This window comes from Methylobacterium platani, from assembly GCF_001653715.1.
GTDB lineage: Bacteria > Pseudomonadota > Alphaproteobacteria > Rhizobiales > Beijerinckiaceae > Methylobacterium > Methylobacterium platani.
In genome coordinates this window covers 75267-98389 of record NZ_LWHQ01000021.1, presented here as the reverse complement: position 1 = coordinate 98389, position 23123 = coordinate 75267, and the positions used below count along the sequence as shown (strand labels likewise).

Annotated in this window: 14 protein-coding genes; 12 read left to right on the top strand and 2 right to left on the bottom strand. The window is 69.6% G+C overall.

Going from position 1 to position 23123, the window contains the following annotated elements; translation table 11 throughout:
* Positions 1-133 precede the first annotated feature (133 nt).
* The 12 genes from A5481_RS12325 to A5481_RS12270 all read left to right on the top strand — a co-directional run bounded on the left by A5481_RS12325 (position 134) and on the right by A5481_RS12270 (position 17680).
* Positions 134-2815: a hybrid sensor histidine kinase/response regulator gene (locus A5481_RS12325; RefSeq protein ID WP_342447341.1), complete on the top strand. Its 2682-nt coding sequence runs from the start codon at positions 134-136 to the stop codon at positions 2813-2815.
* Between the two features lie 213 nt (positions 2816-3028).
* Positions 3029-3223, top strand: coding sequence for a ribbon-helix-helix domain-containing protein (locus A5481_RS12320; RefSeq protein ID WP_048434647.1), 195 nt, complete (start codon positions 3029-3031; stop codon positions 3221-3223).
* Entirely contained in the window at positions 3210-6662 is a 3453-nt protein-coding gene (locus tag A5481_RS12315) for a PAS domain S-box protein (RefSeq protein WP_053082407.1), read from the top strand. Before A5481_RS12320 ends, A5481_RS12315 begins: the two co-directional genes overlap by 14 nt.
* Before the next feature lie 36 nt (positions 6663-6698).
* On the top strand, positions 6699-7643 hold the full coding sequence (locus A5481_RS12310) for an STAS domain-containing protein (protein WP_245238894.1): 945 nt from the start codon (positions 6699-6701) through the stop codon (positions 7641-7643).
* Between the two features lie 4 nt (positions 7644-7647).
* Positions 7648-8049: an STAS domain-containing protein gene (locus tag A5481_RS12305; protein WP_048434649.1), complete on the top strand. Its 402-nt coding sequence runs from the start codon at positions 7648-7650 to the stop codon at positions 8047-8049.
* Positions 8030-8434 (top strand): anti-sigma regulatory factor, encoded by a 405-nt coding sequence (locus tag A5481_RS12300; RefSeq protein WP_082173182.1) that lies wholly within the window; start codon positions 8030-8032, stop codon positions 8432-8434. The genes A5481_RS12305 and A5481_RS12300 overlap by 20 nt, the downstream gene beginning before the upstream one ends.
* 2 nt (positions 8435-8436) lie before the next feature.
* On the top strand, positions 8437-9432 hold the full coding sequence (locus tag A5481_RS12295) for an ATP-binding protein (protein WP_048434651.1): 996 nt from the start codon (positions 8437-8439) through the stop codon (positions 9430-9432).
* On the top strand, positions 9429-11345 hold the full coding sequence (locus A5481_RS12290; protein ID WP_048434652.1) for an ATP-binding protein: 1917 nt from the start codon (positions 9429-9431) through the stop codon (positions 11343-11345). The genes A5481_RS12295 and A5481_RS12290 overlap by 4 nt, the downstream gene beginning before the upstream one ends.
* Positions 11342-11869 (top strand): GAF domain-containing protein, encoded by a 528-nt coding sequence (locus A5481_RS12285; protein WP_048434653.1) that lies wholly within the window; start codon positions 11342-11344, stop codon positions 11867-11869. Before A5481_RS12290 ends, A5481_RS12285 begins: the two co-directional genes overlap by 4 nt.
* Positions 11866-14568: an ATP-binding protein gene (locus A5481_RS32380; protein WP_082173183.1), complete on the top strand. Its 2703-nt coding sequence runs from the start codon at positions 11866-11868 to the stop codon at positions 14566-14568. Before A5481_RS12285 ends, A5481_RS32380 begins: the two co-directional genes overlap by 4 nt.
* Before the next feature lie 244 nt (positions 14569-14812).
* Complete coding sequence (locus tag A5481_RS12275; RefSeq protein ID WP_048434654.1) at positions 14813-17302, top strand: GAF domain-containing protein; 2490 nt, start codon at positions 14813-14815, stop codon at positions 17300-17302.
* Positions 17303-17308: 6 nt separating this feature from the next.
* The gene (locus A5481_RS12270) at positions 17309-17680 is read left to right on the top strand and encodes a response regulator (RefSeq protein ID WP_048434655.1); all 372 of its coding nucleotides are present in this window, start codon (positions 17309-17311) and stop codon (positions 17678-17680) included.
* Positions 17681-17757: 77 nt separating this feature from the next.
* Here A5481_RS12270 and A5481_RS12265 read toward each other — a convergent pair whose 3' ends face one another.
* Positions 17758-19893 (bottom strand): hybrid sensor histidine kinase/response regulator, encoded by a 2136-nt coding sequence (locus tag A5481_RS12265; protein WP_048434656.1) that lies wholly within the window; start codon positions 19891-19893, stop codon positions 17758-17760.
* Between the two features lie 509 nt (positions 19894-20402).
* Complete coding sequence (locus A5481_RS12260; RefSeq protein WP_048434657.1) at positions 20403-23063, bottom strand: MHYT domain-containing protein; 2661 nt, start codon at positions 23061-23063, stop codon at positions 20403-20405.
* Between the last annotated feature and the right edge of the window lie 60 nt (positions 23064-23123).

Below are 23123 nucleotides of genomic sequence, written 5' to 3'. Positions count from 1 at the left end.
ACTCATGGCTCAGACCGCTGCATCTTTGAACGGGGGCGTATTGGGTGCGCTCATGCGAGCGCACGACTGGGCGGCCTCCCCACTTGGCCCATCGGCGGACTGGCCGCAGCCGCTAAAGACGCTCGTGGAGGTTATGCTCGCCGCCGGTCAGCCGATGTTCGTTGCCTGGGGGCCGGAGCGGACCCTGCTCTATAACGACCCCTACGCCGTTCTAATGGCTGACCGCCATCCGGCCGGGCTCGGCCGGCCCTTTTTCGAAGTTTGGCCGGACATCGCCGACGTGTGCCTGCCTCTTTTCGCGCGGGTGTTCTCCGGCGAGCCCGTCCACATGGATGAGATTGAGCTGCACATCGACCGGCCCGGTCGCGCGAGGGAGGCGTTCTTTTCGTTCTCCTATACGCCCGTCAGTGATGAGGGGGGCATGGTAGCTGGCGTATTCTGCGCATGCAGCGAGATCACCGCGCAAAAGGCCGCCGAGCGCGCCGAGAAGCGGAGCAAGGCTCGACTGGAAACGGCGCTCCGAGTTGCACGGCTTGGAACGTTCGAGTGGTTTCCCGCGACGGGGCTGGTCGATCTCGATGCTCGCAGTCGCGAGATCTACGACGTGCCCGAGGCTGGCGACGTTCAGGCCGGGGATATCTTCAGCCGCGTCGCCCCGGAGGATTTCGACCGGGTCGTGACACGCTGCACGGAGGTCATCGAACGCGCGAGCCATCCCGATGCCGACCCCCTCGGGGAACGCATCTCCCTCGACTACGACTTCCTGGTTCCGGATGGGTCGCGGCGCGCGATTTCCAGCAGCGGCGTCGTTTTCAAGGGTGAAGACGGGATCTGGCGAATGCTGGGCGCCATCGGTGACGTGACGGAGATCAGACGCGCGGAAGCACGGTTGCGTGACCAGAACGCCACCTTGGAACAACGTGTCGAGGAGCGTACCGCCGAGCGCAACCGGATCTGGCAAGTCAGCCAGGACATGCTGTTGGTCTGCGACTTCGCGGGCGTGTTCCAGACCGTCAATCCGGCCTGGGCCCGCGTGCTCGGCTGGTCCGAGGCGGAGATGGTCGGCCGCACCTCCGAATGGTTGGAGCATCCCGACGACCGGGAGAGGACACGCGCCGAGGTCCGTCGTCTCGCCGAAAGTGGTGCTCCGACGCTGGCCTTCGAGAACCGGTACCGGACGCGGGCGGGCGACTACCGCCACCTATCTTGGACCGCCGTTCCGGAGGGGGGACGCATCTATTGCGTGGCGCGGGACGTGACCGAGGAGAAGGCGCAGGAAGCCGAACTCGCGGCGCGTACCGCCGAGCGCGACCGATCCTGGCGCTTGGCGCAGGAACTCCTGGTGGTCGCGTCCCCGGACGGCACCTTGGAGGCCGTCAACTCTCGATGGACGACGCTACTGGGTTGGACGGAAGGGGAACTGGTCGGCTCCAAGTTCATCTCTTACACCCATCCCGAAGACCTGGACGCCACCCTGGTGGCCTTTGCCGGCATCTTCGAGAAACCTCTCACCGAGCCTTACGTCTACCGCTTCCGCGGCAGGGACGGCTCCTACCGTTGGTTCGGCTGGACGGCAGCATTCGAGGAAGGGCGGGTCTACGCGGCCGGTCGTGACGTGACGGTCGAGAGAGAGCAGGCGGAGGCGCTGCGCCAGAGCCAGAAGATGGAGGCGGTCGGCCAACTCACGGGTGGGCTCGCGCATGATTTCAATAACCTGCTCGCGGGTATCTCCGGCTCCCTGGAGATGATGCAGAACCGCATGCAGCAGGGCCGCTTCCACGATGTCGAGCGCTACATGGCGGTCGCACAGGGAGCCTCGAAGCGCGCCGCCGCCCTGACGCACCGATTGCTCGCCTTCTCGCGCCGCCAGACCCTCGATCCGAAGCCGACCGACGTGAACCGGCTGGCCCTGGGCATGCAGGAGATGATCCAGCGCACGGTCGGGCCATCCATCCCGATTGAGGTGGTCGGGGCCGCCGGTCTCTGGCCCGCGCTGGTGGACCCGTCCCAGCTTGAGAACGCGCTCCTGAACCTGTGCATCAACGCCCGCGACGCGATGCCAGGCGGCGGACGTATCACCGTCGAGACCGCGAACAGGTGGCTGGACGAACGGGCCTCGCGCAAGCTCGACATGCCGGAAGGCCAGTACCTCTCGCTGTGCGTGACCGACACCGGCACCGGCATGCGGCCGGAGGTGGTCGCGCGGGTCTTCGAGCCGTTCTTCACCACCAAACCCATCGGTGAGGGCACCGGCCTCGGCCTGTCGATGATCTACGGATTCGCGCAGCAGTCCGGCGGACAGGTGCGGATCTACTCGGAGGTCGGACAGGGCACGACGGTGTGCATCTACCTGCCCCGCCACTACGGTGAGGTCGAGGACGACGAACAATCGGCCAAGCTCGATGCGCTACCCCGTTCCGAGCAAGGCGAGACCGTGTTGGTGGTGGACGACGAGCCGTCCGTGCGGATGCTCGTCACCGACATCCTTGAAGACCTCGGCTACACGTCCATCGAGGCGGGCGACAGCGCGGCGGGCCTCAAGGTGCTGCAATCGAACGTGCGGATCGACCTGCTGGTGACCGATGTCGGCCTTCCCGGCGGCATGAACGGACGTCAGATGGCCGACGCGGCTCGCGTGTCCCGTCCGAACCTCAAGGTGCTGTTCATCACGGGCTACGCCGAGAACGCGATCCTCGGCAACGGTCATCTCGCTCCCGGCATGGCGGTGCTGACCAAGCCGTTCCCGGTCGAGACCATGGCCGCGCGCATCCGCTCGATGATCGAGGGCGGCAAGGAACAAGCGCGCCGCGCCTGACCCTCCTTCCGGAACGCGCAGGAGGCGGAGCGTCCGGTTTATGCCGCTGACACGCTCGTGCTCGCACACGACCTGCCGCCGAAAGTGAAAGGACACCTGTTTGTCGATACCGCCTGTATAGGACGGCATGACATCCGGAACTGCGACCATACGTCTGCGTGAGACGGGTGTCGCGACTGCGACACCCGTCGGAGGAGCTGCTACGAGCCTCGGATGGCTGCCAAGCACTCCCGACACATCGCCCTGACCGAACCGTTGATCGCCTACGTCGAGGCCCAGGTCGCCAAGGGCGAGTACACCTGCATCAGCGAGGTCGTCAGGGCGGCACTCCGCCAGATGATCGAGCGCGACGAGGCGAAGGCCGCCCGTGGACCCGCCAGCCCGGAGGTCGCCCGTGACCGCGCCTGAGGACGCCGCGCACGATCCGGCCAGGCTCGCCGCCCTCGACCGCTACGGCATCCTCGACACGCGCGGCGAGCAGGGCTTCGACGACATCGTGCTGCTCGCGTCGCGCATCTGCGGCACGCCGGTCGCGCTGGTGAGCCTCGTCACTGCAGACCGGCAATGGTTCAAGGCTCGGATCGGCTTCGACCCCTGCGAGACGCCGCTGTCGCAATCGGTCTGCGCGCATGCCTTGCAGCAGCCGGGCCTGCTCGTCATCCCGGACCTGACCGCCGACCCGCGGACCCGGGACAACCCCCTGGTGACCGGGGAACCAAGGCTCAGGTTCTATGCCGGTGCCCGGCTTGAGACCCCCGAGGGCAAGCCGCTCGGGACCTTGTGCGTGATCGACGGCAAGCCCCGGCCCGAGGGCCTGACGCCGGAGCAGGCCGAATCCCTCGAAGCGCTCGCCCGTCAGGTCATGGCGCAGATGGAGCTGCGCCGGTCGATGGTCGCCCGCGACGACGCCGTGCGGCGGGTCCGCGAGGCGGATACCCGCCACCGCCAAATCCTCGACAGCGCCGTCGACTACGCCATCGTGACGATGGATCTCGACGCGCGGGTCACAAGCTGGAACGCCGGCGCCGAGGCCATCCTCGGCTGGTCCGAGAAGGAGATGTGCGGCGAGCCGGCCCATGTCTTCTTCACCGAGGAAGACGTCGCCGCCGGCATCCCCGAGCGCGAATTAAAAGGCGCCAGGGAGCAGGGGCGCGGCAACGATGAGCGCTGGCACCAGCGCAAGGACGGCTCCCGGTTCTTCGCGCTCGGCGAGATGATGCCGCTGCACGCCGAGGACGGCAGCCACGTCGGCTACCTCAAGATCCTGCGTGACCGCACCGGGCAGCGCCTCGCGGCCGAGGAGCTCCAGCGCCAGACCGACCTGCTGCAGACCGTCACCGACCACGTCAGCGAGGCGGTGTTCCAGCTCGACCTCGACGGAGGCGTCATCTTCGCCAACCGCACCGCACACGTCCTGCTCGGCTGGGAACCGGATACCCTAATCGGGCAGAACCTGCACGAGGCCGCCCACCACCACCATCCCGACGGGCGTCCGTTCCCGGCCTCCGAATGCGGCTTCGTCGCGGCCATCCGCGAGGGGCAGACCCTTCGCCAGCGCGACGCGACCTTCTTCACCCGGGACGGTACCCCCGTCGAGGTGGTGTGCTCGAACGCTCCCGTCCTGCAGGGCGGCACCGTCGTCGGGGCCGTGCTCACGGTCTCCGACGTCACCGGCCGCCGACGGGACGAGCGCCGTCTGCGGGAGGTCAACGCCGAGCTTGAGCTGCGCGTCGCCGAGCGGCACGCGGCCGAGGCACGGCAGCGCTTCCTCCTTAACCTGACGGATACGCTTCGCGACCAGGGCGGCCCGCGCGGCCGGATGCAGGCGGCCGTCGACGCGCTGGGCGCCTATCTCCGGGCGAGCCGGGTCGGCTACGGGATGATCGGGACCGACGGCCTGACCGCCGTCCTGGGCACCGAGTACGTCGACGGCGTCGCTGCGCTCGCAAACACCTACCCGCTCGACGCGTTCGGGCCCGGCAACATCGCCAACCTCAGGCAGGGCCGGACATCCGTCTACGCGGATGTCGAGGCCGATCCGGAAACCGCCGGCCTCGGGATGGGTGCCTTCGGCATCGCCGCCCTCGTCGCCGTACCGCAGGTCCACGAGGGCCGGCTGCGCTCGGTCGTCTACGTGAACCAGTGTGAGCCGCGGGTCTGGACGCACGACGAGGTCTCGCTGGTCGAGGAGGTCGCGGCCCGGATCTGGGACGCCGTCGAGCGCGTCCGCGCCCAGGGCGCGTTGCGGGCGCTGAACGACACGCTGGCGGCCCAGGTCGCCGAACGCACCAAGGAGCGCGATCGGATCTGGCAGGTGAGCCAGGATATGCTCGGCGTCGCCGACGCGACCGGCGTCTGGGTCAGCATCAACCCGGCCTGGCGGCGCATCCTAGGATGGGAGGCCAACGAGATCATCGGCAAGACCTCGGAGTGGCTCGAACACCCGGACGACCGCGAAAGGACCCGGGCCGAGGTCGCCCACCTCGCCGCCGGCGGCCTGACGCTCGCCTTCGAGAACCGCTTCCGTGCCCGCGACGGCGGCTACCGCACGCTGTCGTGGACGGCCGTGCCGGTCGAGGGGATGCTCTATTGCGTCTCGCGTGACGTCACCCTGGAGAAGGAGCGCGCGGCGACCCTGCTGCAGGCCGAGGAGGCGCTAAGGCAATCGCAGAAGCTGGAGGCCGTCGGTCAATTGACCGGGGGCGTCGCGCACGACTTCAATAACCTGCTGACGGTCATCAAGTCGTCGACCGACCTCCTGAAACGCCCGGACCTCGCCGAGGAGCGCCGGGTTCGCTACATCGCCGCCATCTCCGACACGGTCGACCGAGCCGCCAAGCTCACCGGGCAGCTCCTCGCCTTCGCGAGGCGACAGGCGTTGAGACCGGAGGTGTTCGACGTCGGCCGGAGCGTCAGGGCCATCGGCGAGATGGTCGGGACCCTTACCGGCGCCCGGATCGCGGTTTCGATCCATGTCGGCGACGAAGCCTGCCACGTCAGCGCCGACCCGAGCCAGTTCGACACCGCGCTGGTGAACATGGCGGTCAACGCCCGCGACGCCATGGACGGCGAGGGTCGCCTCGACATCTCGGTCGAGGCGGTGGGCGTGGTGCCGGCGATGCGTTCGCATCCCGCGCAGATCGGGGACTTCGTCCGGATCGCGCTGACCGACACGGGATCGGGCATCCCGGACGACCAGGTGGACCGGATCTTCGAGCCGTTCTTCACCACCAAGGGGGTCGGCCAGGGCACCGGGCTCGGCCTCTCCCAAGTGTTCGGCTTCGCCAAGCAATCCGGCGGCGAGGTGGTGGTCGACAGCGAGGTCGGGCGCGGCACCACCTTCGCCCTCTACCTGCCGCGCGCGGCCGGCGGCGACGGCCGGGTCGAGGAAACGGCGCCAGACGACGCGGCCGTCGACGGGACCGGCACCTGCGTCCTCGTGGTCGAGGACAACCGGGAGGTCGGCGCCTTCTCGACCCAGACGCTGGAGGAGCTCGGCTACGGCACCCACTGGGTCGCGAACGCCGACGAGGCACTGGCGGCGCTCGCGGAGAAGCCGAACGGATACGACGTCGTGTTCTCGGACGTGGTCATGCCGGGCATGAACGGGGTCGAGCTCGGGCGGGAGGTCCGGCGCCTGTATCCCGGACTGCCGGTGGTTCTGACCAGCGGCTACAGCCACGTCCTTGCGCAGGAGAGCGACCACGGATTCGAGCTGCTGCAGAAACCCTACTCGGTCGAGGCGCTGTCGCGCATCCTGCGTCGCGCGGCATCGAAGCCCCGGCGACGCAGGAAGGCGGCGGATAGGCAGGACCGGGAAAACCCGCCGATGGGCAAACCCGACTGACCGACCAGGGACAACCGCCTTTCGCCGACCCGGCGTGTGGCATCGCCGCCTATCGAACCCGCCCCCGGCAGGTTAGATGTTTCTCACGATAACAAGGATGACTTGATGAAGACGGATGGAGCCGAGGTCCTGAGCAAGACCGTCACACAGGACGAGGCCGCCATCCTCGACGCATGGAACGTGGCCCTGCTAGAAGGAACCTCCCTGCAGAGCGGACGTATCCGCGAGGCGGAACTCCAGACCCAGGTCAAGACCGTGTTCGGCCAACTCCGGGATGCCCTGGCATCGGGCGGCCTCGACGCCGACGCCGCGGGCTTCGCATCCCTGCGCGAGACCCTTGCCGACATCTCCCGCTCGCGGGCGATCCAGGGCTTTACCCCCACTGACACCGCCAACTTCGTCTTCTCGCTGAAGGAGCCGATCTTCGACGCGCTGAAGCGCATGCCCGACGGGGACGCGACGGCCCTCGCGGCCGGCGTCTGGGCGGCCGGCAAGGTGCTCGACCGGCTCGGCCTTCAGACCATGGAGGTGTTCCTGGCGAGCCGCGAGGAGGTGATCGGGCGTCAAGGTCAGGAGATCGCCGAGCTTTCCACCCCGGTGGTCCGGCTCTGGGACGGCATCCTGGCCCTGCCGCTGATAGGCACCCTCGACAGCGCCCGCACCGGCGTCGTCATGGAGAACCTGCTCCAGGCCATCGTCGACGAGGAGGCCGAGATCGCCATCATCGACATCACCGGCGTGCCGACGGTCGACACGCTCGTAGCGCAGCACCTGCTGAAGACCGTCGCCGCCGCCCGCCTGATGGGCGCCGACTGCATCGTCTCCGGCATCCGGCCGCAGATTGCCCAGACCATGGTGCACCTTGGCGTGGAGCTGAACGTCGTCTCCAAGGCGACGTTGGCCGACGCCTTCGCAGTCGCCCTGAAGCGGACCGGTCGCAAGGTGGTTCGCCAGCAGGCTTCGACCGAGGGGCGCCGCTGACGCCATGGACCGCATCCCGATCCTCAAGCTGGGTGGCGCCCTCATCGTCACCATCCAGGTCGACATGCACGACCGCCTCGCCCTCGCCCTGGAGGAGGACCTCACGGCGATGATCGCGCGGACCGGCGCACGCGGCGTGCTCATCGAGATCTCGGCGCTGGAAATCGTCGATTCCTTCATCGGCCGCATGCTGGTGAGCATCGCCGCGGTCTCGCGCGTGCTCGACGCGGAGACCGTCGTGGCGGGGATGCGCCCGGCGGTGGCCATCACGCTGGTCGAGCTCGGGTTGGAACTCACCGGCATCAAGACCGCACTGAACGTCGAGCGGGGCATGGCGCTGATCCAGGCTCGGCTCTCCGATGAGGACGACGGGCACGGGAGCGACCGTGACCGTCACGAAGACTGAGGCATTACCTGTCCGATCCGGCGACGATGTCGTCCGCGTGCGGCAGCGCGTGCGCGCGCTCGCCGTGGAGATCGGCCTCGGGCTCGTCGACCAGACCAAGATCGTCACGGCGGCGAGCGAACTCGCGCGCAACACCCTCGATTACGGTGGCGGCGGCGACGTCCGCATGGAGACCGTGCTGGCGGGGACGCGCAAGGGCCTGCGCCTGACCTTCGAGGACCAAGGACCGGGCATTGCCGACATCGAGCAGGCGATGACCGACCATTACACCTCCGGAGGGGGGCTCGGGCTGGGGCTCGGCGGAGCCAAGCGGCTTTCGAACGAGTTCCACATCGAGTCGACGCCCGGTTCAGGCACGCGCGTGACCATCGCGCGGTGGAAGTAGCCATGGACCGGGTCACCATCACGGAGGCGAGCCAGGTGGCCGAGGCGCGGCGGCGTGCCGTGGCCGCGGCGCAGGCCATCGGGTTCGACGAAACCGCGGCAGGACGGGTGGCCCTGGTCGTCACCGAACTCTCCACCAACATCGTGAAGTACGGGGTGCCAGGCGAGATCCTGGTCGGCACCTTTGAGGACGCGACGGGCTCGGGCGTCGAGATCCTGGCGCTGGACAAGGGCCCGGGCTTCTCGGACCTGGGCTCGGCCTTGCGCGACGGCCACTCCACCGGCGGCAGCGCCGGCGAGGGCCTCGGAGCCGTGCGTCGGTTGTCCGACGCCTTCGACATCGCGTCCCGGCCCGGCATTGGCACTGCTGTGCTGGCCCGCCTATCGAGCGTCCGGCCGGCCACGTCTGATGGGACCGCTGCCTTCGGGGCCGTCACGGTGCCTCTGAGGGGCGAAACCGCCAACGGCGACGCCTACGCCGTGCGCGAGCGGCCCGACGGATGGACCGCCATCGTGGCGGACGGCCTCGGCCATGGACCGGAGGCCGCCAAGGCGTCGCACGAGGCCTTACGCCTATTCCATCACCATCGGGACAAGCCTCCCGGCGCGATCCTGTCCGCCATCCATGCTGGACTGCCGCAGACCCGAGGCGGTGCGGTGTCCGTAGCAAACTTCGACCAGGACGCCGGCATCCTCACGTTCACGGGCATCGGCAACGTCCTGGGAGCCGTCGTCTCCGGCGCAGTGACCAAGCGCACGGTCAGCCTTGCCGGAACGGCCGGACATGCGGCCCGACGCATCCAGGAGTTCGAATACCCGATGGGGCAGGACGACGTGTTCGTGCTGTGCTCGGACGGGATCGTGACCGGATGGTCCCTGGATGCCTATCCAGGCATCGCTGCGGCCCACCCGTCGCTCGTCGCCGGGTTGATCTACCGCGACTTCGCCCGCGCCCGCGACGACGCCACCGTGCTCGTCGTGCGGGGTGACGCATCATGAGATGGCCACTCCTCGCCAGCCGCGTCGAGCACGAGGACGACATCGTCACCGTGCGCCAGCGCGTGCGCAGGCTGGCCGAACACCTCGGTTTCGGCATCCAGGACCAGACGCGGATCGCCACCGCGGTGTCCGAGATCGCGCGCAACGCCTACGGCTACGCCGGCGGCGGCAGGGTCGAGTACGGCCTCGACGAGGAGAATGGCGGCCAATCCCTGGTCATCCGCGTGATCGACAAGGGCCCCGGCATCCCGCACTTGGACGAGATACTCGAAGGCCGCTACCGCTCGACGACGGGCCTCGGCATAGGCATCACCGGCTCCCGCCGGTTGATGGACCGCTTCGAGATCGAGACTGACCCCGGCAAGGGCACGGTCGCCACCTTCGCCAAGCGGCTGCCGTACGGCACGGAATCCTTCACGGGAAAGCGGCTCGCGACCCTCGCCGAGGACGTGGCCCGTGCGCGGACCGAGGAACCGCTGGTCGCGCTGCGTGAGCAGAACCGCGAGCTCCTGCGCAGTCTCGCCGAGCTGGCCGAGCGCGAGGAGGAGGCGCAGCGCCTCAACCGGGAACTCGCCGAGACCAATCGCGGCGTCGTCGCGCTGCACGCGGAGTTGGAGGACCAGGCCGAGCGGCTGCGAGAGGTCGGGGCCTCGCTGGAAACCCAGGTCGCCGCGCGGACGGCCGAGCTCGCGGAGGCGAACGCGCGGTTGCTCGCCGAGGCGGTCGAGCGCGAGCGCATGGAGCAGGACCTGCGGCAATCGCAGAAGCTTGAGGCCGTGGGCCAACTCACCGGCGGCGTCGCGCACGACTTCAACAACCTGCTGACCATCATCCGCTCCTCCGTGGACTTCCTGCGTCGCCCCGACCTGCCCGAGGAGCGGCGCAAGCGATACATGGATGCGGTCTCCGACACGGTCGACCGAGCGGCCAAGCTGACCGGTCAACTCCTGGCCTTCGCGCGCCGGCAATCCCTCAGGCCCGAGGTGTTCGACGCCGGCGAGCGCCTGCGTGGCGTCGCCGACATGCTCGACACCATCACCGGAGCCCGCATCCGCCTCATGGTCGAGGTTCCGGACGCGGCCGCGCTGGTGCGCGCCGACGTCAACCAGTTCGAGACGGCGGTCGTGAACGCCGCGGTCAATGCGCGGGACGCCATGGACGGCGTGGGCACGCTGACGATGCGGGTGCTCGCCGGGCAGCCAATGCCCTCCATCCGGGGGCATGGCGGATCGCGGGGGCCGTTCGTCGCCGTCTCCCTGACCGACAGCGGCTCGGGCATCCCCGCCGACGTCCTCGGGCGCATCTTCGAGCCCTTCTTCACGACCAAGGCCGTCGGCCGCGGCACCGGGCTCGGGCTCTCCCAGGTGTTCGGCTTCGCCAAGCAGTCGGGTGGCGACGTCGACGTGGCGAGCGCGGTGGGAGAGGGTACGACCTTCACGCTCTACCTGCCCGAGGTCTCGGACGGGCCGTCCCGGATGCCCGTCCCCGACCGCGATGCCGGGGTGGCGCCCTCCGGCCAGGGCCAACCGGTGCTGCTGGTCGAGGACAACCTGGAGGTCGGGCGCTTCTGCGCCCAGATCCTGGAGGACCTCGGCTACGCGCCCGTATGGGTCGTCAACGCCGAGGAGGCGCTCGAACGCCTGGGCACCGACGGCGCGGGCTTCCGGGCCGTCTTCTCCGACGTCGTCATGCCCGGCATGGGCGGCATCGAGCTCGCGAAGGCGCTCCGCATCCGCATTCCCAACCTGCCGGTGGTGCTGGCCTCTGGCTACAGCCATGTCCTGGCGCGTGAGGACAGCCACGGCTTCGAGCTCCTGCACAAGCCGTACTCGGCCGCGCAGATCGGACGGGTCCTGGGACGGGTCATCGCCGCCTCGCCACCCCCCGTCCACAACCGAGGACGGGTCTCATGACACGCCGCCCGAAGGCACCGGCCGGCCTCGCCGGCCGCGGACGCCTCGACGCCCTCGACGGCTACGCCGTCCTCGACACCGCGCCCGAGCCAGGCTTCGACGGCATCGTCATTTTGGCACGCGCCATCTGCGCCGCCCCGGTCGCGTTGGTGAGCCTCGTGGCCGACGGGCGGCAATGGTTCAAAGCGCGCTCCGGCTTCCCCGAATGCGGGACCGACCTCGATGCCTCGGTCTGCAAGCACGTGCTCGGCAGGCGCGACCTGCTCGTGATCCCCGACCTGTCATGCGACGCCCGGACCGCCGGGAACCCCCTCGTGACCGGGGAGCGGCGCCTGCGCTTCTACGCGGGTGCTCCCTTGGTGACACCGGACGGGCATGGGCTGGGCTCGGTCTGCGTCATCGACACCGAGCCGCGTCCGCTCGGCCTCACCGAGGAGCAGCGGGAGTGTCTCCAGGTCCTCGCCGGTCTGGTCATGACCCAGCTCGAAATGCGGCGGTCCCTCGCGGCGATGGCTCAACCATGAACTCGCATCGGTCGGCGTCCGGCGGGGCGCGGCTTCCCGGTCCCGAGCAGGCGTCCGTGCACGAGGACGGAGCCTGTGCTCCCCCGTTCCTCTCGGGCGGCGGCGCGATGGGGGCGCTGATGTGCGGCCACGACTGGTCCGCGTCCCCGCTCGGATCCCCGACGACCTGGCCGGCGGCCCTGCGCATGGGCGTCAGCCTGATGCTGAACTCGGCCTTCCCGATGTTCATCGCCTGGGGCCCTGGCCTGGGCTTCCTCTACAACGACGCCTACGTCGAGATCCTCGGCGCCAAGCATCCATGGTCCCTGGGACGCCCGTTCGAGACGGTCTGGTCCGAGATCTGGGACGACATCCGTCCCCTCGTCGAGCGGGCCATGGCCGGTGCGGCCACGTTCATGGAGGACCTGCCCCTTGTCATGATTCGTAACGGGTATCCGGAGGACGTGTGGTTCACGTTCTCCTACTCGCCCATCCGCGGCGAGGACGGCGCGGTGCAGGGGATGTTCTGCGCCTGCACCGAGACGACCGCAAAGGTGAAGCAGGAACGCCGCAGCGCCTTCCTGCTGGCTCTCGGCGATGCCCTTCGCGTCCACGACGACCCGGATGCGCTGATCGAGATGGCCTGCGGCATGCTCGGCCGGCATCTCGGCGCGCAGCGTTGCGGCTTCGGCGAGGCCGATGCCGACGGGGTCCACTATAGGGTCGAGCGCGACTGGACAGACGGCACCATGCCGAGCCTCGCCGGAATCCACCGCATGGCCGATTTCGGCGAGGCGGTGGTGGGGGAACTTCGCGCCGGCCGAAGCCTCCGGGTCGACGATGTCGCTTCCGACCCGCGCACGACGGCCCACGCGGCGGCCTACGATGAGGTCGGCGCCTCGCGGGCTGTCCTATCCGTGCCGTTGGTCGTGGAGGGACGCCTGTGGGCGTCGGTGTTCGTCAACCAGTCCACCCCGCGTCGCTGGTGCGACGAGGACGAGGCTCTGGTGCGCGACGTCGCCGGGCGGATACACACCGCCCTGCTGCGCGCGCGGGCGGAGGCCGGTCTCGCCGATGGTGCCAGGCGCCTCGAAGAGGCTCTAGCGGCGACGCAGGAGAGCCGGACCCGGCTCTCCTTCGCGCTGGACGTCGCGCGGCTGGGCACCTTCGACTGGAACACGGCCACGGGCGAGGTCGCGATGGACGCGCGCAGCCGCGAGATCTTCGGGCTGCCACCGGAAGTCGCCATCTCCCAGGATGACGTCTTCTCCCGCATTGCGCCTGAAGAGCTCGCCGACGTGCTCGCCACGGCGCAGGCCGGCTTCCGGAACGGCGCGCGCGTCGATACCGGCTACACGGTCGTCCTGCCCGGCGGCAGTCGCCGTTCGGTCCTCAGCGCCGGCCATCCGTTCGACGACGCCTCCGGCCACCGCCACATGGTCGGCATCTTCAACGACATCACCGCCCTCAGGCAGGCCGAGGCGGACCTGCGTGAGGCGAACCAGACGTTGGAGCAGCGGGTCGAGGAACGCACCAGCGCGTTGATGGCCGCGGAGGAGGCCCTGCGGCAGTCCCAGAAGCTGGAGGCAATCGGGCAACTCACCGGTGGCGTCGCGCACGACTTCAACAACCTGCTCACCGTGATCAAGTCGTCGACCGACCTTCTGAAGCGCCCCGACCTCGCCCCGGAACGCCGCGCCCGCTACGTGGGGGCCATCTCCGACACCGTGGACCGGGCCGCCAAGCTGACCGGACAGTTGCTTGCCTTCGCCCGCCGTCAGGCCCTGAAGCCGGAGACGTTCGCCGTCTGCGACAGCGTGCGGGCGCTTACCGACATGATGGGCACGCTGACCGGCTCGCGCATCGAGATCGTGACTGACCTGCCGGACAGGACCTGCTTCGTCCATGCCGACCCGAGCCAGTTCGACACGGCGCTCGTCAACATGGCCGTCAACGCCCGAGACGCCATGGACGGCGAGGGGCGGCTCGCCATCCGCGTACGTCCTGTCGAGACGATGCCGGCGATGCGGTCCCACCCGGCCATCCCAGGCCCGTTCGTGGCCGTGTCGATCAGCGACACCGGCAGCGGCATCCCGGCCGAGCGGCTGGAAAGGATCTTCGAGCCGTTCTTCACCACCAAAGGCGTCGGCCAGGGCACGGGGCTCGGACTGTCCCAGGTGTTCGGTTTCGCCAAGCAATCGGGTGGCGAGGTGACGGTCGAGAGCGAGGTCGACCGAGGCACCACCTTCACCCTCTACCTGCCGCGCGTCTCGGAGGCGGGGAAAGGGTCCGACACCGGCGAGCCCGAACCTCTCATGGACGGCCACGGGACCTGCGTGCTCGTGGTCGAGGACAATGCCGAGGTGGGCACCTTTGCGGTCCAGACCCTGACCGACCTGGGCTACGTGACGGTGCTCGCCGGCAATGCCGCGGAGGCCCTTGCGGAGCTCGCCGAGGACGCGGACCGGTTTGACGTGGTGTTCTCGGACATCGTGATGCCTGGCATGAACGGCATCGACCTCGCGCATCGCATCCGCGAGGAGCACCACGACCTGCCGGTGCTGCTCGCCTCGGGCTACAGCCACGTCCTGGCGCAGAACGGCACCTACGGTTTCGAATTGCTGCACAAGCCGTACTCGGTCGAGCAGCTCTCGCGGTTGCTGCGCAAGGTGGCGACCTGGCAGCGCCGCAGGCGCATCCTGGGCGACGGTCGAGCCTGACCAGGTCCACAAGGTGGGTGGGAATCCCGCGTCCCGTCCGGGACGGGGACTTGGCCGATACCACCACCCCTCCGTCGCATCGGCACGAGGTAGGCCGTCCACGACACGGGGGGGGCGAACGGACCGGCGCAGCCGAAGGGTTTTGCTTGCCCGACGAAGCCCCGTGGTGTTCCTGGGTCTCGGTCGGGCAGAATGTGACGACCCAACGACCGGCGTTCGCAGGGGCGAGACGAGACAGGAACCGATGGCTTCGCAACGCCTCCCGTCCCTCGTCGAGGACGATGCCCGCCTCGACGCCCTGGCGAGCTACGCCATCTTGGATACCCCGGCCGAGCGGGGCTTCGACGACATCGTCCTATTGGCCTGCCAGCTTTGCCAGGTCCCGGTGTCCCTCGTCAGCCTCGTGGCCGATGACCGGCAATGGTTCAAGGCGCGGGTCAACTTCCCGTCCTGCGGGACCGACCTCAACAGTTCGGTCTGCGCCCACGCCCTCGCCCAGCCGGACGAGGTGCTGGTCATCCCGGACCTGACCGCGGACCCGCGCACCCGGGCCAATCCGCTGGTGACGGGCGACCCCTTCATACGCTTCTATGCGGGCGCGCCGCTCGTCATGCCCGACGGACACGTGCTGGGCAGCCTGTGCGTCATCGACAAGGCGGTCCGTCCGGCGGGGCTGACCGAGGCACAGGCCGAGAACCTCAAGGCGCTGGCCCGCCAGGTCGTGACGCAGCTTGAGCTACGCCGTGCGGTGATGACCCGCGACCAGGCGCGGGGCGAGGAGCAGCGCGCCTACCAAGTTCGCGAGGCCCTGCGCGACGCCCAGGCGCGCATCGCCGCGACGGGGGACGACCTCGACGCCGTGCTGCAGGCCGTGGTCGCCGGGGCGATACAGGCGGTGCCGACGGCCGAGGGCGGCGTGATCGAACTTCTGGACGGAGACCGGTTGGAATACCGGGCCGTGCGCGGAACGCTCGCCCCGCATCTCGGCCTTCGGGTCCCTCTCGCCACCAGCAGCGCGGGATACTGCGCGCGGACCGGCCTGCCGTACCTGATGGCGGACGCCGCCAGCGACCCTCATGTCCGACGCGACCTGGTGGCCGGCCTCGGGCTGGGGTCGGCCATCCTCGCCCCGATCCCGCACGGCGATGCCGTGCTCGGCGTGCTGAAGTTGCAGGCCGCGCGTCCGGGCGCATTCACCCGGGGTGACCTCGACATCCTCGGCCTGTTCACCAGCGCCGCGACGGCGGGGCTGACCGAGGCTACGGCGCGAGCGGACGCCCGTGCCAAGGACGTCTACTGGCGCGGGCTGTTCGACCGCTTGAGCGAGGGCTTCGTCGTCGGCGAGGTGATCCGGGACGCGGCCGGGCATGTCGCCGACTGGCGCTACGTCGAGGTGAACCCGGCCTGGGGCGAGCTGATCGGCATTGATCCCTCAACCGTCGCCGGCCGGACCGTCCGCGAGGTCATCCCCGACATCGAGAACGAGTGGGTGAGCGAGGTCGCCGATGTGGTGGCGACGGGCCGGACCGCGAACTTCACCCGTCGGATCGGCACGCTCGGTCGCTGGTACGAGGGCCGCGCGTTCGCGCTCGACGGCGACAGGTTCGGCATCATCTTCCTGGAGGTCACGGCACGTGTCGAGGCCGACGCCCGGCGTCTGGCCCTGCTATCCCTCGGCGACCGCCTGCGCGACCTCGCGACGGTCGGCGAGATGACCCGGGCCGCGGCCGAGATCGTCGGCCGGACGCTCGGCGCCACCCGCGCCGGGTTCGGCCGGATCGAGGGCGACGTCGAGGCCATCGAGGTCGAGCCGGACTGGACCGCCCCGGGCATCCCGAGCATCGCCGGCCGACACCGGTTCGACGACTACGGCGACATCCGCGCACACCTCAGGCGCGGCGACGCCCTCGTCATCGACGATGTCGCCACCGACCCGCGCACCCGGGACGATCCCGGCCCGATGCGGGCCATCGACGTCGGCGCGCTGGTCAACATGCCGGTGCGCGAGCGCGGGCGCACCGTCGCCGTCTTCATCGTGCACGACGTCCAGGCCAGGATCTGGACGCCCGAGGAGCTATCGTTCCTGCGCAACGTCGCCGACCGGCTTGAGGTCGGCGTCGCCCGGGTGCGCGCGGAGGAGCTCCAGGCGGTGCTCAACACGGAGCTCGCGCACCGCCTGAAGAACACCCTCGCGGTCGTCCAGTCCATCGCCACCCAGACCCTGCGCGGGGTGACCGAGCGCGAGCCGGTCGATGCGTTCGAGCGGCGGGTGCTGGCCCTGTCGCGCGCCCACGACGTGCTCATGCAGAAGAGCTGGGCCGCCGCGCGGATGCAGGCGGTGATGGAGAGCGTGCTCGGCATGCAGGCCGACCTCGACCGCTTCGCGTTCGACGGGCCGGACATGGACATCAGCCCGCAGGCGGCCCTGTCGCTCACCCTGTTGCTGCACGAGCTCGCGACCAACGCCCTGAAGTACGGTTCGCTGTCGGCCAACTCCGGCCAGGTCCGGGTCGCCTGGCGCACCGAGGACGGCACCGCGCCGGCCCTCGTGCTCGACTGGACCGAGACCGGGGGACCGGCCGCGGCGGCGCCGACGGGTCGGGGCGGGTTCGGCTCGAAGCTCATCCGCATGGGTCTGGTGGGAACCCGCAAGGCCGACCTTCGGTATGCCTCGACCGGTTTGCGCGCCGAGTTCCGCGCCCCGCTCACCGACATCCAGATCCAGGTGCACTGATCCCAGATGACCGAGTTGCACCCCAACCACGCCATCGTGCTCGTCGTCGAGGACGACCCGATCCTGATGCTGTCCCTGGTGGACTTCGTCGAGAACGCCGGCTGCGAGGCCATCGAGGCCACCACCGTGGCCGACGCGATCCGCATCCTGGAGACGCGCCCGGACATCCGGACCGTGTTCACCGACCTCGACATGCGCGGTTCCACCGCCGGCATGGCGCTGGCCCTGTCGATCCGCGACCGCTGGCCACCCATCGAGTTGCTGATGGTCTCGTCTCAGCCCTGGGACGCCGCCCAGATCCCCGCCCGCGGGGTGGTCTTCGGCAAGCCGTTCGACCGGCGCCGGATCGTCGCCGCCATCCAGCGGTTCGCCGCCTGATACGGGACGGGGACACACGAGCTGGTCGTTGCCGACCTGACCCGGGGCAGTTAGCCGACATCCGCCAGCGGACCCGCTCAGGCCTCGATCATCGCCCTGACCCTCTCGGCCATGGTCTCGACCGCGAACGGCTTTGTCAGGACCGCCATGCCCGGTTCGAGATGCCCGTTCCCGACGACGGCGTTCTCCGCGTAGCCGGTCACGAACAGGACCTTCAGGTCCGGACGCCCGATCCGCGCGGCGTCCGCCATCTGGCGTCCGTTCATGCCCCCCGGTAATCCGACGTCCGTGACCAGCAGGTCGATGCGCGCGTCGGACTGCAGCACCTTGAGGCCGGCGACGCTGTCGGCGGCCTCGATGGCCACGTAGCCGAGATCCTCCAGGATGTCGGTGACCAGCATGCGCACGCTCGGTTCGTCGTCGACCACCAGCACGGTCTCGCCCTGCTCCGAACGGGGGAGGCCGGAGCCCACGGACGCGATGTCCTCCTCGACCGCTCCGTGGTGGCGCGGGAGATAGAGGCACACGGTCGTGCCCATGCCGACCTCGGAGTAGATCCGGGCATGCCCGCCGGACTGCCGCGCGAATCCGTAGATCATGGAGAGGCCGAGCCCCGTGCCCTGGCCCACGGGCTTCGTCGTGAAGAAGGGGTCGAACGCCTTGGCGATCACGTCCGCCGGCATTCCGGTGCCGGTGTCGGTCACGCAGAGCGACAGGTACTGGCCCGGCTCCAGGTCGCGCTCCCTCGCCCCGCGCTCGTCGAGCCAGCGATTGGCGGTCTCGACCGTGATGCGCCCCCCGTCCGGCATCGCGTCGCGGGCGTTGATGCACAGGTTCAGGAGGGCGTTCTCCAACTGCGGCGGATCGACCAGGGCGGGCCACAGGCCGCTCGCCCCGACCACCTCGACCGCGATGGCCGGGCCGACTGTGCGTCGGATCATGTCCTCCATGCCCTCGACAAGCCGGTTCACGTCCGTCGTCTTCGGGTCGAGGGTCTGGCGCCGGGAGAAGGCCAGGAGCCGGTGGGTCAGTGCCGCCGCCCGGCGCGCGGCCCCTTGCGCCACCGTCATGTACTTCTCGACGTCCGCGATCCGCCCCTGCGCCAGGCGGCTGCCGATCATCTCCAGGGAGCCCGAGATACCGGCCAGAAGGTTGTTGAAGTCGTGGGCCAGCCCCCCCGTCAGTTGCCCGACCGCCTCCATCTTCTGCGACTGGCGCAGCTGCGTCTCGGCCATCTGCAGGGCGGCGGTGCGCTCCTCGACGCGCTGTTCCAACCGCTCATTGAGGTCCCTCAGTTCGGTCAGCGCGCGGTCGCGCTCGGCCTCCACGGCACGCCGCTCCTCGATGTCGAGCAGCACACCGGGGAAACGCACCGGCGTCCCGTCGGGGCCGTGTTCGACGTGCCCGTTGGCCTCAAGCCAATAATACCGGCCGTCCCGACGCCGGACCCGATACTGGTGGGCGTAGCGGCCCCCGCGCGCGACGGCCTGACCGATAGCCTCGGCCAGCCCGGCCTGGTCGTCGGGATGCACCGTCTCGACGACCTTCGCCAAACTGATGCCGCTGCGTCCGAGGGCCGGGTCGAGTCCGAAGTTCAGGGCGAACGCCTCGTCCACGGTGAAGCGGTCACCGGGTATGTCCCAGACCCAGGTCCCGATGATCGCACCGGCCGCGAGCGAGAGCCGGACGCGCTCTACATTCTCGCGGGCCAGTGCCTCGCTCTCGCGAAGGGCCGCATCGCCGAGCACGCGCGCGGTGGTCTCGTTGGTGAGGATGAACAGCCCGGCGACCAGACCGGCGGCGTCGAGGACCCGCGAGTAGGAGAACGTGAACCAAGTGTCCCGTTGACCCCGGTCGGTATCCAGTTTCCATGGCAGGTCGACGAAGCGTTCGGCGCGGCCCCCGAACGCCGCGTCGATGATCGGCTTCGCCTGCTCCCACGCATCCGCCCAGACCCGGTCGAAGCGCTCGCCCATCGCCCAGGTCAGACGGGGCCCGAGCAGCGGGAAGTAGGCGTCGTTGAAAAAGAAGTGCAGGTCCGGCCCCCAGGCCAGGATCATGCTCTCGGGCGAGTTCAGGACCAGTGACAGGGCCGCACGGAACTCGGCCGGCCAGCCCGCCGGATGACCCAGTGGGTGCCCGGTCCAGTCGCGTTCGCGGATCATGCGGGCGGCCTCGCCGCCGCCCGCAAGGAAGGCCATGGGGTCGGTCATCGTCAGGAATAGTGTAATCGGGGGGTAGCCGTGGGTGGGCAGCCCTGCCGCGGGACTTCGGATGCCCGACGCCCTAGCGGCCCTCCCGTTCGGAATTGCGGCAAACCCCGGAAGTGTCGAGAGGTTCTCGAACGGCAGGGTTTCGAGGTCGGTCGCGAGTCGGCGCCATTCCCGCGTCGGGCTCAGATGTCGACGGCGCCGAGTGTTTAAGCATCGTCAGGATGCACAAGGCAGGCCGACGCCTCCTTCGAGCGAGCCGTCACCACCGCCTCCGAGCACGACTTCGAGCACCTTGGCCGCTTGAGCCCGCACGTCTCGGTCGGCGGCCAACACGGGGAGGATCGCCCCCCTGGAGGATGGGGAAACCGCGGCCCTACGGTCGGGCGAGAACCAGCGTCGGTCCGGACGTCCGCCGGATGTGGACGCCCCTGACGGTCCCCGCCGTTCCGGAAACCTTGCGCCCGATCCCATGACGTCTTCCAGGGATACTGGAAGACGTCATGGGTCGTTCAGGCGCCCAGGTCCGCACCCGCCGTGACCCGTTCCTCGCCATCGACATGCCGGTTGTCGAGCTTGCGCAACTCGGTGGCGATGTCCTGCAGGCTGGCGTCGCCCTTCCGCAGGATGCGGTCGGCCTCGGAAAGGCGGTCGCGCTCTCCCGCCGTGATGTCCCTGGCGCTCAGCACCACCACGGGGACGTCGGCGCAGCCGGGCAGGACCCGGAGGCGGTCGAGGAACGAGAAGCCGTCCATCACCGGCATCGTCAGATCGAGCAGGACGAGGCGGGGCACCCCGTGCCGGACCTGGTCGAGCGCCTCGCGCCCGTCCCCGGCCTCGCGAACGGTCCAGCCGTTGCGCTCCAGCACCGTCCGGAGCCGGTGGCGCATATCGGCGTCGTCGTCGACCACGAGCACGTCGCCGTCGGCTGCCCGGAACTGGTCCAGGACCGTCCGGAGGCGTCCCCAGTCCACGGGCTTCGGAATCGCCTCGACCGCACCGAGCGAGGCGCTGAGCGCCGCGTCCGCGACGAAGCTGACCATGACCACCGGGATGCCTGCGGTGTCCGGATCGGCCTTGAGGGCGGCGAGCACCGACCAGCCGTCCATCTCCGGCATCATCACGTCGAGCAGGATCGCCCGCGGCTTGAGCGACCGGGCGAGGTCGAGCCCTGTACGCCCGTTCCCCGCCGTGCGAACGGCGAAGCGTTGGCGTTCGAGGAACCGGGTCATCAGCTCGCGTTGGTTGGCCTCGTCGTCGATGACCAGCACGAGGTCGCCCACGGTCACCTGGTTCTCGCGAGGTGCCGGTGCCGCCTCGACGGCCTGCTCGGGAGCCGCCGCCGGGACGCGCAGGGTGAAGCTCGTCCCCTCGCCCTCGACGCTGTCGACCGTGATGTCGCCGCCGAGCAGCTGGGCGAAGGCACGGCTCAGCGCCAGGCCGAGGCCTGTGCCGCCGTAGTTGCGCGTGGTGCTCTCGTCGGCCTGGGTGAACCGCTCGAACAGGCGCCCGACCTGCTCCGGGCTCATGCCGATACCGGTGTCCGCCACCGTGAACAGAAGCCAGTCGCCGGACGGGTCGACGTCGCGGGCGGCCCTCAGGGTGATGGTGCCGCCCTCGGTGAACTTGGCGGCGTTCGAGAGCAGGTTGAAGACGCATTGGCGCAGCTTGGTCGCGTCCGTGCGCGCACGGCCGACGTCGCCGGCGACGTCCAACGCGAGGACGTTGCCCTTCTTGGCGACCAGCCCCTCCACGGTGCCGGCGGCGTCCGTGACGAAGGCCGCCACGTCGATGTCCTCGGGGTAGAGCTCCATCTTCTCGGCCTCGACCTTGGACAGGTCGAGCACGTCGTTGATCAGCCCGAGCAGGTGCTGGGCGTTCGACTTGATCTTGCCGAGGTCCTTCAGGAGGCTATCCTGGCCGAGTTCCTCCGCCTCCTCCTCCAGCATCTCGGAGTAGCCGATCACCGCGGACAGCGGCGTCCGGAGTTCGTGGCTCATGTTGGCGAGGAAGCGACTCTTGGCTCGGCTGTGCTCCTCGGCGGCGTCGCGGGCGTCTTTGAGCTCTGTCTCGAACGCGCGGCGCTCCGTGACGTCCGCATGGACCCCGACCCATTCCCGGACCGCACCGTCGGCGTCGCGCACCGGTACGGCGCGCACCGAATGGTACCGCCAGGCGCCGTCCGGCGACCGGACCCGGTGCTCGACGACGTACGGCGTCCCGCCCCTGACCGCCGCCGTCCAGACCCGTCGCGTTTCCGCCAAGTCCTCGGGATGGATGGCTGTCGTCCAGCCACCGCCGCGGTACTCGGCGAAGGTCTGCCCGGAGATCTGCTCCCACCCGGGCTGCTCCTCGACGAGGTTGCCGAGGGCGTCGGCAGTCCACATCACCCCGTCCACCGCCCGCACCGCCGAGCGGAAGCGCTCCTCGCTGACGTGCAGTCGCCGCTGTATCCGGCGCTGGTCGAAAGAGCCTGCCATCATCGCCAGGAACAGGATGACGAAGGTCACGCCCGCGACCGCCAGGGCCAGGTTCTGTTGGTTTACGCCGAGTGCGGTCGCGTGCGCAGCATGGGCACCCGCCGCCTCGGCGGTGAAGGTCGCCGCCGCCATGCCCGTGTAGTGCATGCCCGCGACGGTGAGCCCCATCACGCACGCCGCGGCGAGCTTCTGCCAGACGCTATTCTGCCGGAAGGTCAGCCAGAGCGCGGCGGTCGCGGCCGTCACCGCGATGGCGACGGACACCGCGACGACGGGCAGGCTGTAGGCGAGGTTGCCCGGCAACCGCATCGCGGCCATGCCGGTGTAGTGCATCCCTGCCACGCCGACGCCCATCAGCAGGCCGCTGACGAGGACGTCCCGCGTCCCCGCCCCCTCGCGGCTGACCCAGGCGAACGCGGCGCCGGTGGCGGCAATGGCGATCAGCAGCGAGGCGACCGTGATCCCGAGATCGTAGGCGGCCGGCATGCCCATCTCGAAGGCGAGCATGCCGACGAAGTGCATCGCCCAGATGCCGCCGCCCATCGCCAGCGACGCAAGCGCCACCCAAGCCCAGCGCACTCCCGCAGCCGCTCCCCGGACGCGGCCGCCCAGGTCGAGCGCGGTGTAGGAGGCGAACACCGCGATGGCGATGGAGAGCGCGACGAGGGCGAGGTCGTAGCCGGTGTGGACCATGGGCAATCCGGAGGGGCTCGGTTCTATGTCGGACCGCCGGCGAGGGCGGATCAAAGGAAG